10 protein-coding genes are annotated in these 12,529 nt (G+C 64.9%); 8 read left to right on the top strand and 2 right to left on the bottom strand.

Going from position 1 to position 12,529, the window contains the following annotated elements; genetic code table 11:
- Positions 1–142 precede the first annotated feature (142 nt).
- A complete protein-coding gene (locus tag MMS95_RS23800) occupies positions 143–3,232 on the bottom strand; it encodes a beta-galactosidase (RefSeq protein WP_242142402.1) in 3,090 nt (1,029 codons plus the stop codon).
- A 102-nt stretch (positions 3,233–3,334) separates the two neighbouring features.
- On the bottom strand, positions 3,335–4,021 hold the full coding sequence (dpiA, locus tag MMS95_RS23795; RefSeq protein WP_004940807.1) for a two-component response regulator DpiA: 687 nt from the start codon (positions 4,019–4,021) through the stop codon (positions 3,335–3,337).
- 313 nt (positions 4,022–4,334) lie between these two features.
- Here dpiA and citC point away from each other — a divergent pair, with 313 nt between their 5' ends.
- The 8 genes from citC to agp all read left to right on the top strand — a co-directional run bounded on the left by citC (position 4,335) and on the right by agp (position 12,404).
- A complete protein-coding gene (citC, locus tag MMS95_RS23790; RefSeq protein ID WP_046896435.1) occupies positions 4,335–5,405 on the top strand; it encodes a [citrate (pro-3S)-lyase] ligase in 1,071 nt (356 codons plus the stop codon).
- Positions 5,405–5,713 carry a citrate lyase acyl carrier protein gene (citD, locus tag MMS95_RS23785; protein WP_004940811.1) on the top strand — a complete coding sequence of 103 codons (309 nt, stop codon included), beginning with the start codon at positions 5,405–5,407 and terminating at the stop codon, positions 5,711–5,713. Before citC ends, citD begins: the two co-directional genes overlap by 1 nt.
- Complete coding sequence (gene citE / locus MMS95_RS23780; protein ID WP_016927085.1) at positions 5,697–6,617, top strand: citrate (pro-3S)-lyase subunit beta; 921 nt, start codon at positions 5,697–5,699, stop codon at positions 6,615–6,617. The genes citD and citE overlap by 17 nt, the downstream gene beginning before the upstream one ends.
- Positions 6,617–8,122, top strand: coding sequence for a citrate lyase subunit alpha (citF, locus tag MMS95_RS23775; protein ID WP_076740670.1), 1,506 nt, complete (start codon positions 6,617–6,619; stop codon positions 8,120–8,122). Before citE ends, citF begins: the two co-directional genes overlap by 1 nt.
- Positions 8,123–8,125: 3 nt before the next feature.
- Positions 8,126–8,674 carry a citrate lyase holo-[acyl-carrier protein] synthase gene (gene citX / locus MMS95_RS23770; protein WP_242142400.1) on the top strand — a complete coding sequence of 183 codons (549 nt, stop codon included), beginning with the start codon at positions 8,126–8,128 and terminating at the stop codon, positions 8,672–8,674.
- Positions 8,655–9,539 carry a triphosphoribosyl-dephospho-CoA synthase CitG gene (gene citG, locus MMS95_RS23765; RefSeq protein ID WP_004940819.1) on the top strand — a complete coding sequence of 295 codons (885 nt, stop codon included), beginning with the start codon at positions 8,655–8,657 and terminating at the stop codon, positions 9,537–9,539. The genes citX and citG overlap by 20 nt, the downstream gene beginning before the upstream one ends.
- 25 nt (positions 9,540–9,564) lie before the next feature.
- The gene (locus tag MMS95_RS23760) at positions 9,565–11,028 is read left to right on the top strand and encodes an anion permease (protein WP_015378437.1); all 1,464 of its coding nucleotides are present in this window, start codon (positions 9,565–9,567) and stop codon (positions 11,026–11,028) included.
- 146 nt (positions 11,029–11,174) lie between these two features.
- Positions 11,175–12,404, top strand: a complete 1,230-nt coding sequence (gene agp / locus MMS95_RS23755; protein ID WP_176062935.1) for a bifunctional glucose-1-phosphatase/inositol phosphatase — start codon at positions 11,175–11,177, stop codon at positions 12,402–12,404.
- Positions 12,405–12,529 lie beyond the last annotated feature (125 nt).

The following is a 12,529-nucleotide window of genomic DNA, read 5'->3' as shown; positions in this document are numbered from 1 at the left end:
GCCGTTCTACCGACTGAACTACAGAGGAATCGTTGGAACGGGGCGAATAATAGCGAGGCGCCGTCGGCATGTCAAAGGCGGATTACACATTCTGTGACTGTTTGCTTACAGAATGCGCAACCCGTTGAGTTTTTTGGCAGATTTAGCCCTCGGGCGCCCGTTGCAGGCGCAGTTGATAGCGGTAAACGCCGGCGGTGAGCAGGTAATCCCGGTGCACGCTCGGGCTCCAGGAGTCGTCGCCGCCCACCCCCATGTGGAAGCCGTCCAGGTGCAGCCAGGTGCCTGCTTCCGGCTGCAGCAGATGCTGGTGGCTGCAGGCCATCAGCTGTTGCAGGCCGTAGCGGCTGAGCGAGAAGTGGAAGCGGCCGTCGATGCGCCAGCCGCCGTAGCGCAGGCTGCGGGTGTCGCAGCGCAGGCCGTTCTCGCCGGGGAAAATATATGGCGTGTGCAGATCCGCCAGCGGCAGGCGCCAGCGCCCGTGCTGCGCGGCCAGGCGGCGATCCGGGTAGTTCTCGTGCGGGCCCAGGCCCAGCCATTCCGCCTGCGGCTGCACCGTCGCCAGTTGGCAGTGCAGGCCGATGCGCGCCGGGGGCGGCAGAGTATCGGCCACCTCGACCTCCACGTTCACGCTCACCGCGCCCAGAGCATCGAACAGCCACTGTTTACGGCTAATCAGCAAAATCTGCCCGTCCACGCCGAACTGGTGTTCGCTCACCACCCGCACGCCGTTTTGCAGCACATCGGCCTGCAGCCGCGTGCAGCGCTCATCCAGCCGGTACAGGCCCGCCAGCTTCCAGCGTTCGACCCAGGCGTTGGGATCGATATGGTCCGCCTCGCTGACGCCGATGTCGTTATCGATCGGCGCGCGCGCAAAGCCGTCGCGCAGCGGCGTCAGCAGCTGCGGCTGCTCATTCTGCCACCACTGCGTCAGGTGGCCGCTGCTGCGCTCGAAGCGCCAACGCTGGTCGCCGTGGGTGAGGGTCAGCCCCTGATCGTCTTCAATCAGCGTGGGCGGCACGCCCTGCGCCGGCGGCGGCGCGGGATGCAGCGCGCGTGGCACCCGCCACTGATCCCAGGCGCAGCGGTGGTGCGCTTCGGACCAGTCGGTGGCCTGCGGTTGCACCACCTCCACGTTCAGCCACAACTCGCCGGGCTGATGCAGCATCGGCAGGCGGTCGAGCAGGGTAAAGCGGGCGCTGCCCTGTGGCGGCAATGTCAGATCGAGGCTGCCGCTGGCGCGCTCCACGCCGTCCAGCTCCAGCCGCCAGTTGAGCTGTTCGTTGTCGGTGTGGCGGAACAGGTAATCGCTGGTGACGGTCAGCGTCAGCGAGGCGGCGTCGAAGGCGAAGCGGAACAGCTGCTGCGCCCGCTGCGCTTCGAACAGCGCCGGGTGCGGGGTGCGATCCGCGAACACTAGTCCGTTCAGGCAGAACTGGCGATCGTTGGGGGTATCGCCGAAGTCGCCGCCGTAGGCCCAAAATTCCTCACCGCGCTCGTCGCGCTTGATCAGCGCCTGATCGACCCAGTCCCAGACAAAGCCGCCCTGCAGGCGCGGATGTGCGTGGAACGCGCGCCAGTAGCGCTCAAAGCCGCCGAAGCTGTTGCCCATCGCGTGGGCGTATTCGCACAGGATCAGCGGCCGCTGTTCCTCCGGCAGGCCGATCCACTTGCCGATCGCCCATTTGGGCACCGCCGGGAACGGCTGATCCTGATCCACCCGCGCATACATCGGGCAGATGATGTCGGTGGCGGCAGTGTCGGCGCCGCCGCCTTCATATTGCACCGGGCGGGTCGGATCCTGGCTTTTCACCCAGCGGTACAGCGCGTCGTGGTTCACGCCGTGGCCGGACTCGTTGCCCAGCGACCAGATAATGATGCAAGGGTGGTTGCGATCGCGCTGCACCATGCGGGTAACGCGCTCGCTCATCGCCGGCAGCCACAGCGGATCGTCAGCCAGGCGGTTCATCGGCTGCATGCCGTGAGTCTCGATATTGGCTTCGTCCACCACGTACAGCCCGTAGCGATCGCACAGCCGATACCACAGCGGGTGGTTGGGATAATGCGAGCAGCGCACCGCGTTGAAGTTGTGCTGCTTCATCAGCAGGATGTCGTGGCGCATCGTCGCCTCGTCCATCACCTGGCCGTGGCGCGGGTGATGCTCGTGGCGGTTAACGCCGCGGATCAGCAGCGGCTGCCCGTTGAGCTTCAACAGCCCGCCGCTGATTTCCACCTGGCGGAAGCCAACGTCATAGGCCTCCACCTCGATAATTTCTCCTGTGGGCGAGAGCAGGGCGACGGTGGCGCGATACAGCGCGGGCGTTTCGGCGCTCCACAGCGCCGGGCGTTCCAACGGCAGGCGCAGCGTGACGCGATCGTCATAGGCGCCGCGTTCGTCCACGATCTCGCTGCCGAGCGGCTGGGTGCGCTCGGCCACCCGCGCACCATCGCGCCACAGCTGCACCTGCACCAGCAGCGGGCCGGGCCGGCTGGCGCGCGCCGTCACCACCAGTTCGCCGCGGGTAAAGCCGTCATGCAGCGGGGTGGTGATGCGCACATCGCCCAGGTGCGCGGCGGGTTTGTGCAGCAGGCTGACGTCGCGGAAGATGCCGCTCATGCGCCACATGTCCTGATCTTCGAGATAACTGCCGTCGCACCAGCGCAGCACCATCACCGCCAGCCGGTTTTCACCCGGCTGCAGCCACGGGCTGAGATCGAACTCCGCCGGCAGGCGGCTGTCCTGCGAATAGCCGACCCAGTGGCCGTTGCACCATAAATAGAACGCCGAGTTGACGCCGTCGAAGATGACGCGCGTCTGGCCGGTGGCCAGCCAGGCCGGATCGACGCTGAAGGCGCGCGAGTAGCAGCCGGTCGGGTTGTCTTCCGGCACGCGTGGCGGATCGACCGGGAACGGGTAGCGCACGTTGGTGTAGATTGGCGCGTCGTAGCCGGCGAGCTGCCAGTTGCCCGGCACCGCCAGCGGGGCGGCGTCCGGCAGATCTTGCTGCAGCCAGCTCTCCGGCGCCGCCTCTGGGCGCGGGAAATAGCTGAAACGCCACTCGCCGTTCAGCGACCGGCGGCTGGCGCTGGGGGCATCGTCGCGCGCGTCTTCCACCGTGCGCCAGCTGGCGAACGGCGGGTGGGCGTCCAGCCGGCGGTAGTGGGTGCAGGCGGGGTTTTGCCAGTCACGGCGGGCGAGGATCTCGGACAGGGAAGCTAGGGGTTCAGCGGGCATCGGCGATCGTCCAGTCGGCTAGGTGATGCTCACCAAGATGCTGACCGGCGCATAAAAAGTAAAGCGGTTACACGCAACCTTGCAAGGGCGATCAAATAACCGCTAATGCGGCTCGCCGGCACGGTAGATCCGCTGTGGGCGGCCCACCTTGCCGTAAATGATCTCGGCGCGCAGCTGCTGCGCGGCGGTGCAAAACTCCAGATAACGGCGCGCGGTGGTGCGGCTGAGCCCCATTTTTTGCGCAACGCTTTCAGCGGTGTGGCGCGCGGCGGGCTCGGCGAACAGCGCGCGGATCTTGCCGAGCGTCAGCTCGTCGATGCCGGCGGGCAGCGCCGCCTGCTGTTCGCCGCGGGCGTAGGTGTTGAACATCTCGTCGATGCGGCGCTGGTTAAGGCGCGCCTTGTCTTTCAGCGCTTCGCGGCGCTGGCTGAAGCGCTGCAGCGTCTGGCTCAGCCGGTCATAGGCCAGCGGTTTGATCAGGTAGTCGAACACGCCGTAGCGCAACGCCTCGGCCACGGTAGCCATGTCGCTGGCGGCGGTGATGAACACGATGCCGCCACGATACCCGCTCAGCGTCAGTTCGCGCAGCAGGGTGATGCCCTGGCCGTCGGGCAGAAAGTTGTCCAGCAGGATCAGGTCCGGCTTGAAGCGTTCGGTCATGGCGCGGGCCTGCGCCAGCGTGCCGGCCAGCCAAATCTGGCGGCAGCCGCCGTTCTGGCGGATAAACTCCGCGTGCATCTCCGCCAGCGGCGTTTCGTCTTCAACGATCAGGATGTTCAGCCATTCCATAGTGCGACCCGTAATTGCAATAAAAATGCTAAGTGAATGTAAGTGAATTGCGGCGCCAAATAAAGATTATCTCAATAATAAACACCATAAGATTAATTAAGCAAATAAAGAACATTAAATAACTTATTAACCGGGATCGGTTTGTGAAATAGGTCAATAATCCGCGTTTTTTTTCTGCTTACCATGGGTTTATTGAACGAGAGGGTGGTTTTATCTTCATGGTTTTTAAGGTTTTAATTGCCATTTCTGATGTTAATTAAAATGCATTTTTGTATTTCATTTGTTGTTTGCCAGTTAACCCAGAGAGCGTGTTATGTTAGGCGATGCCGTATTTAATCGGGTAAAGCGATCGGATCATAAAGCGATTTCAGAAATAAGCGCCTTCTTGCGCAGTAACGATCTGAATATCGATACCACGGTTGAAATATTTATTACCGTTACCCAGCACGACAAATTGGTCGCCTGCGGCGGCATCGCCGACAATATTATCAAATGCGTCGCCATCAGCCCGCTGATGCGCGGCGAAGGCTTGGCGCTGGCGCTGGCGACCGAGCTGGTGAACCTGGCCTATGAGCGCCATCACACCCAGCTGTTTATCTACACCAAGGTGCAGAACGAGCCGCTGTTTCGCCAGTGCGGTTTCTACCCGATTGCCACCGTGCCGGGCATCGTGGTGCTGATGGAAAACAGCCCGTGCCGCCTGAAGCGCTACGCCGCCCAGCTGGCGAGCCAGCGCCGGCCGGGCGACACCATCGGCAGCATCGTGATGAACGCCAACCCCTTCACTCGCGGGCACCAGTATCTGGTGCGTCAGGCGGCCAAGCGCTGCGACTGGCTGCACCTGTTTCTGGTGAAGGAAAACACCTCGCGCTTCAGCTATGAAGATCGGCGCCGGCTGGTGCTGGCCGGCACTGCCGACATCCCCAACCTCACGGTACACGAAGGCTCGCAGTACGTGATCTCGCGCGCCACCTTCCCCTGTTACTTCATCAAGGACCAGGGCGTGGCCGACGACTGTTACACCGAAATCGATCTGAAGATCTTCCGCCAGTATCTGGCGCCCGCGCTGGGCATTACGCACCGCTTCGTCGGCAACGAGCCGTTCTGCGCGGTGACCGCGAAATACAACCGCGACATGCGCTACTGGCTGGAAACGCCGGCGCTGCCCAGCCCGCCGATCGCGCTGGTGGAAATCGAGCGTTTGCAATATCAGGGCACGGCGATCTCCGCCTCCTGGGTGCGCAAGCTGCTGGCGGCGGGGGACTTCCACGCCGCCGCGCCGCTGGTGCCGCCGGACACCCTGTACTACCTGCAGGATCTGCAAACGCAGCGCCGGGCCAAGACGGCCCCGCATCCTTTTGAGTCCGCACAATCAGGTGAATGATGAAAATTATCCGAGAAGCAATGGCCGGCACGCTGGAATCCAGCGATGTCATGGTGCGCATCGCGCCCGCCGAGGGGCCGCAGCACGATCTGCTGATCGCCAGCAGCGTGGAAAAACAGTTCGGTGCGGCTATCCGCCGCACCCTGCTGGAGGTGCTGCAGCGTTATGAGGTGGAACCGGTGCAGGTGATCGTCGACGACAAAGGGGCGCTGGATTGCGTGCTGCGCGCCCGGCTGGAAACCGCGCTGATGCGCGCCTGCGAGGGCGGCCAACTGCCGTGGGAGGCGAAAGATGAAAACGCTGAATAAAACCCGGCTGCGCCGCAGCATGCTGTTCGTTCCCGGCGCCAACGCGGCGATGGTCAGCAACGCCTTTATCTACCAGGCCGACGCGCTGATGTTCGATCTGGAAGACTCGGTGATCCTGCGTGAAAAAGACGCGGCGCGCCGGCTGGTGTACCACGCGCTGCAGCATCCGCTGTACCAGGAGGTGGAAACCATCGTGCGCGTCAATGCGCTCGATTCCGCCTACGGCCTGGCGGACCTGCAGGCGGTGGTGCGCGGCGGCGCGGACATCGTGCGCCTGCCGAAGACCGATAGCGCGCAGGACGTTGTCGACATGGAGCGCGAGATCGCCGCCATCGAGGCGGCCTGCGGCCGGCCGGTCGGCAGCACCGGGCTGCTGGCGGCGATCGAATCGGCGCAGGGCATCACCAACGCGGTGGCGATCGCGCACGCTTCGCCGCGTCTTATCGGCATCGCGCTGGGGGCGGAAGACTATGTGCGCAACCTGCGCACCGAACGCTCGCCGGAGGGCATTGAGCTGCTGTTCGCCCGCTGCTCGCTGCTGCAGGCGGCGCGCGCCGCCGGCATTCAGGCGTTCGACACCGTGTATTCCGACGCCAACAACGAGGCCGGCTTCCTGCAGGAAGCGGCGCTGATCAAACAGCTCGGCTTCGACGGCAAATCGCTGATCAACCCGCGCCAGATTGAGCTGCTGCACAACCTGTACGCGCCGACCGCCAAAGAGGTGGCGCACGCGCAGCGGGTGGTGGACGCCGCCGAAGCGGCGGAGCGGGAGGGGCGCGGCGTGGTGTCGCTGAACGGAAAAATGGTCGACAGCCCGGTGATTGAACGCGCCCGGCTGGTTCTGGAGCGCGCCGCGCTGTCCGGCTTACGGGAAGAACCGGCGCAGCACGGGGAGGAAGCATGATGAACCGCCAACAACGATTGATGACCTTCGCCAACCCGGCGGATCTGCCGGGCTATCAGGACGTTTCCAAAGCCAACCTGCAGGCGCGCAAACCGCGCGATCTCAAGCTGTGCGACTCCTTGCAGGAAGCGGTGCGCCGCAGCGGACTGCAGGACGGCATGACCATCTCCTTCCACCATGCGTTTCGCGGTGGTGATTTGACGCTCAATCAGGTGATGGAGACGCTGGCGGCGATGGGGTTCCGCAACCTGACGCTGGCCTCCAGCTCGCTGACCGACTGCCATGCGCCGTTGGTTGAGCATATCCGCCACGGCGTGGTGAGCCGCATTTACACCTCCGGGCTGCGCGGCCCGCTGGCGGACGCCGTATCGCGCGGGCTGCTGGCGGAGCCGGTGCAAATTCACTCGCACGGCGGCCGGGTCAACCTGATCGAATCCGGCGAGCTGCAGATAGACGTGGCCTTCCTCGGCGTGCCGGCCTGCGATGAGTTCGGCAACGCCAACGGCTACAGCGGTGAAGCCTGCTGCGGCTCGCTCGGCTATGCGCGGGTGGACGCCGAGGCGGCGGGCACCGTGGTGCTGCTGACCGAGCAGCTGGTGCCGTATCCGCATCATCCCGCCAGCCTGGCGCAGGATCGGGTGGATCTGATCGTGCAGCTGGAGCGGGTGGGCGATGCCGACAAGATCGGCGCTGACGCCACGCGCATGACCTCGAACCCGCGCGAGCTGCTGATCGCCCGCCGCGCCGCCGAGGTGATCGCCGGTTCCGGCTACTTCACCGAAGGGTTTTCGCTGCAAACCGGCACAGGCGGCGCCTCGCTGGCGGTGACCCGGTTCCTGGAGGACAAGATGCGCGCCCGCGGCATTCGCGCCGCGTTCGCCCTCGGCGGCATCACCTCGACCATGGTGGATCTGCATGAGAAAGGGCTGATCGGCAAGCTGCTGGACGTGCAGAGCTTCGATCGGGCGGCGGCGACCTCGCTGGCGCGCAACCCGCGCCATATCGAAATCAGCGCCAACCAGTACGCCAACTTCAGCTCCAAGGGCGCCTCGGTCGATCGGCTCGACGTGGTGGTGCTGAGCGCGCTGGAAATCGACACCGGCTTCAACGTTAACGTGCTGACCGGCTCCGACGGCGTGCTGCGCGGCGCGTCCGGCGGCCACTGCGACACCGCCGCCGCCGCGCGGCTGGCGATCATCGTCGCGCCGCTGGTGCGCGGGCGCATCCCGACGCTGGTGGAGCAGGTGACCACCTGCGTCACGCCGGGCTCCAGCATCGACATTCTGGTGACCGACCACGGCATCGCCGTCAACCCGGCGCGGCCGGAGCTGGCGCAGCGCCTGCGGGAGGCCGGGCTCGAGGTGGTGAGCATCGACTGGCTGCGCGCCCGCGCGCTGCAGCTGACCGGCGAACCGCAGCCGATCGCCTTTACCGACAAGGTGGTGGCGGTGGTGCGCTACCGCGACGGTTCGGTGATCGACGTGGTGCATCAGGTGGCGGAGTAACCGATGGCCGCCGTCGATCCTCAACTGGCCGCCGAACGCGCGGTCAGCCTGCCGGAGCTGCTCACCAGCCGTGAATGCCGCCAGGCGCGCCAGCAGGCGTGGCTGGCGCAGCACCAGTGCACGCTGCTGGTGCTGACGCTGGTCGTCCCCGGCCCGGTGAAGGACAGCGCGCTGACGCGCGGCATCTTCAACCTCGGCTGGGAGGCGCTGCTGCGGCTGTGCGCCGAACAGGGCTGGCCCAGCCCGCAGGCCGAGGCGCTGGCGCTCGCCACCGGCTGCGAAGGGTTTGTGGCGCTGCGCGCCGATGCCCAGCGGGTGAAGGACTGCGCCATGCAGCTGGAGGTGAGCCGCCCGATCGGCCGGCTGTGGGACATCGACGTGCTGGATACGCAGGGGCGCATTTTGTCGCGCCGCGACATCGGCCTGCCGGAACGGCGCTGCCTGCTGTGTGGCCAACCGGCCAAGATCTGCGCCCGCCAGCGGCGGCATAGCAGCGAGCAGCTGCTGCATGAAATGGAAAGGATGTTCAACGATGCGCTCTCTGCCGATTAATCTGCCTGCCCGCCGTGCCGAACCGGCCTGCGACTTCGCCCGCGCCGCCTTTCGCGCGCTGCTGGTGGAAGTCAACCTCACGCCCAAGCCGGGGCTGGTGGATCGCCATAACACCGGCGCCCACCGCGATATGGATCTCGGGCATTTTTACCGTAGCGCCCGCGCCATCGGCGTGTGGCTGCCGCGCTTTATCCAACGCGGACGGGAAGACGCGGCTTTGCCGGCAGAACAGCAGCTGGCGCGGCTGCGGCCGCTCGGCCTGGCCTGCGAAAACCAGATGTTTCGCGCCACCGGCGGCATTAACACCCACAAGGGCAGCGTGTTCTCGCTCGGGTTGCTGTGCGCCGCCTTTGGCCGCCTGCAGCAGCAGGGGCGCGCCATCGGCGCAGCGGCGCTGTGCGCCGAAACGGCGGCGATGTGTCGGGGGCTGGTGGACCGCGAGCTGCGGCGCAACAACGCCGGGCAGACCGCCGGCCAGCGGCTGTTCGCTGCCTACGGTCTCAGCGGCGCGCGCGGCGAGGCGGAGGCCGGTTTTCGGCTGGTGCTGGATGGCGCGCTGCCGCTGTATCGGCAACGGCTGGCCGCCGACGGCGACGAACAGCGGGCGCTGCTGGACAGTCTGCTGTGGCTGATGGCCCACAACGGTGACACCAACGTCGCCTCGCGCGGCGGCATGCACGGACTGCGCTGGCTACGGCGCCGGGCGGCGTTGCTGCTGGCGCAGGGCGGTTCGGCCGGGGAGGCGGGCCTGGCGCGCCTGCGGCGCTTCGATGCCGACTGCATTGCCCGCAACCTCAGCCCCGGCGGCAGCGCCGACTTGTTGATAGTGACCTGGCTGCTGGCGCAGCTGGGTGCCCAAGAATAATAACCAAGCCTTCAGGAGAGTCCCTATGTCCCAAACCCAGGAAAAGATCTGGAAAGCGATAGCGCCGCTGGCGGTGCTCGCGATCCTGTTATTGATACCGGTGCCCGACGGCATGCCGCCGCAGGCGTGGCACTACTTCGCCATCTTCGTGGCGATGATCGTCGGCATGATTCTGGAGCCGATCCCGGCCACCGCCATCAGTTTTATCGCGGTGACCGTCAGCGTGCTGAGCGCCAACTGGGTGCTGTTCGGCGCGCAGGAACTGGCGGAGCCGGGCTTCAAAGCCGGTAAAGAGGCGCTGAAATGGGGGCTGGCGGGCTTCTCCAGTACCACCGTCTGGCTGGTGTTCGGCGCCTTTATTTTTGCGCTGGGCTACGAGGCCACCGGGCTGGGGCGGCGCATCGCGCTGTTCCTGGTAAAATTCATGGGCAAGCGCACGCTGACGCTGGGCTATGCGGTGGTGATCATCGATATCCTGCTGGCGCCGTTCACGCCGTCCAACACCGCGCGCACCGGCGGCACGGTGTTCCCGGTGGTGAAAAACCTGCCGCCGCTGTTCGATTCCTTCCCTAACGATCCCTCCTCGCGCCGCATCGGTGGTTACCTGATGTGGATGATGGTGGTCGGCACCAGCATCAGCTCCTCGATGTTCGTCACCGGCGCCGCGCCGAACGTGCTGGGCATCGAGTTCGTCGGCAAGATCGCCGGGGTGCACATCAGCTGGATGCAGTGGTTCCTGGCTTTCCTGCCGGTCGGTCTGCTGTTGCTGATCATCGCGCCGCTGATCTCCTACTATCTGTACAAGCCGGGCGTGACCCACAGCAGCGAAGTGGCCGCCTGGGCGGATACCGCGCTGGGGGAAATGGGCAAGCTGACGCGCAAGGAATACACCCTGATCGGCCTGGTGCTGCTCAGCCTGTGCCTGTGGGTGTTCGGCGGCAAGGTGCTGGACGCCACCGCGGTGTGCCTGTTGGCGGTGTCGCTGATGCTGGCGCTGCACGTGGTGTCGTGGAAAGAAATCACCAAATATTCCAGCGCCTGGAATACGCTGGTTAACCTGGCGACGCTGGTGGTGATGGCCAACGGCCTGACGCGCTCCGGCTTTATCGACTGGTTCGCCCAGACCATGAGCACCCATCTGGACGGCTTCTCGCCGAACATGACGGTGGTGGCGCTGGTGCTGGTGTTCTACTTCGCCCACTACCTGTTCGCCAGCCTGTCGGCGCACACCGCCACCATGCTGCCGGTGATCCTGGCGGTCGGCAAAGGGTTGCCGGGCGTGCCGATGGAGCAGCTGTCGATGCTGCTGGTGCTGTCGATCGGCATCATGGGCGTGCTGACGCCGTACGCCACCGGGCCGGGGGTGATTATCTACGGCTGCGGCTATGTGAAGTCGAAAGACTACTGGCGCCTGGGCGGCATTCTCGGCGTGGTGTACATCGCCGCGCTGCTGCTGATCGGCTGGCCGATCATGAGCCTGTGGTACTGAGTTGAACTACAGCGGCCGCCGCCCGGTGGCCGCTGGTACGATCTTTTCCCGTGAAGCCTGTCACACACTTGTCACACTAACCCCGCCATCATACGCAGGCAAACGCTAACACCTTAAAAATAATCATTTTCCGGGAGCCTCTGCGGATGAGAAAAAAAACGTTATTGCTGTGCCTGCCTTTGTTATTTACCGGGAACGCGCTGGCGGACGCCGGCGGTTATCAACTGGAACAGGTGCTGGTGATGAGCCGCCATAACCTGCGCGCGCCGCTGGCCAACAACGGCAGCGTGCTGGCGCAGTCCACGCCGAAGGCCTGGCCGGCCTGGGAAACGCCGGGCGGCCAGCTGACCACCAAGGGCGGGGTGCTGGAAGTGTACATGGGGCACTATTTCAACGCCTGGCTGAAGCAGACCGGCCTGTTGCCGCAAGAGGGCTGCCCGACCGCCGGCAGCGTGTACGTCTACGCCAACAGCCTGCAGCGCACGGTGGCCACCGCGCAGTTCTTCAGCAACGGCGCGTTCCCGGGCTGCGACGTCAGCGTGCACCATCAGGACAAGATGGGCGAGATGGATCCGACTTTCAACCCGATCATCACCGACACCAGCGAAGCCTTCAACCAGCAGGCGCTGGCGGCGATGAACGCCGCGCTGGGATCGCTGAAGCTGGACGCCTCTTACCAACAGCTGGCGAAGCTCATCGATTACAAGGATTCCGCCGCCTGCAAGACCGACAAACACTGCGATCTGACCAAAGAAGCCAGCGTGATGAGCGCGGTGCCGGGCAAAGAGCCGGGCGTCTCCGGCCCGCTGCGGGTGGGCAACTCGCTGGTGGACGCCTTTATGCTGCAGTACTACGAAGGTTTCCCGATGAAAGAGGTGGCCTGGGGCAAAATCGTCACCCCGCAGCAGTGGAAGCAGCTGGCGCAGTTGAAAGACGGCTATCAGGATTCGCTGTTCACCTCGCCGGTGGTGGCGCAAAACGTCGCCAAGCCGCTGCTGACCTACATCAACAACGCGCTGCTGGGCGAGCGCAAACCGGACGCGCCGAAGCTGACGGTGCTGGTCGGCCACGATTCCAATATCGCCTCGTTGCTGTCGGCCATGCAGTTCCAGCCGTATCAGCTGCCGCAGCAGTACGAGAAAACGCCGATCGGCGGCAAGCTGGTGTTCCAGCGCTGGCGCGACGCGCAGAACAGCCGTGAATTGCTGAAGATCGAGTACGTCTATCAGTCCACCGAACAGCTGCGCAAGGCGACGCCGCTGACGCTGCAAACCCCGCCGCAGCGCGTGACGCTGGCGCTGAAAGGCTGCCCGATCGATAAAGACGGCTTCTGCGCCTGGAGCGATTTCGAGAAGACCATGAAAGGCATCTTGTAATGCCCGGCCTCTCTCCCGAATGCGGGGGAGAGGCATTTTCCCCACTTCGTCCAACGCGCCGCCGCGCGGGACTTAACGCCATTTATTTTGCCCAGGGTCATTGTTGCAGGCCGTTTCGGGGGCTA

The sequence above is a fragment of the Serratia sp. PGPR-27 genome (genome assembly GCF_022678525.1).
Taxonomy (GTDB): Bacteria; Pseudomonadota; Gammaproteobacteria; order Enterobacterales; family Enterobacteriaceae; genus Serratia; species Serratia nematodiphila.
This window is presented reverse-complemented; position numbering and strand designations above follow the sequence as displayed.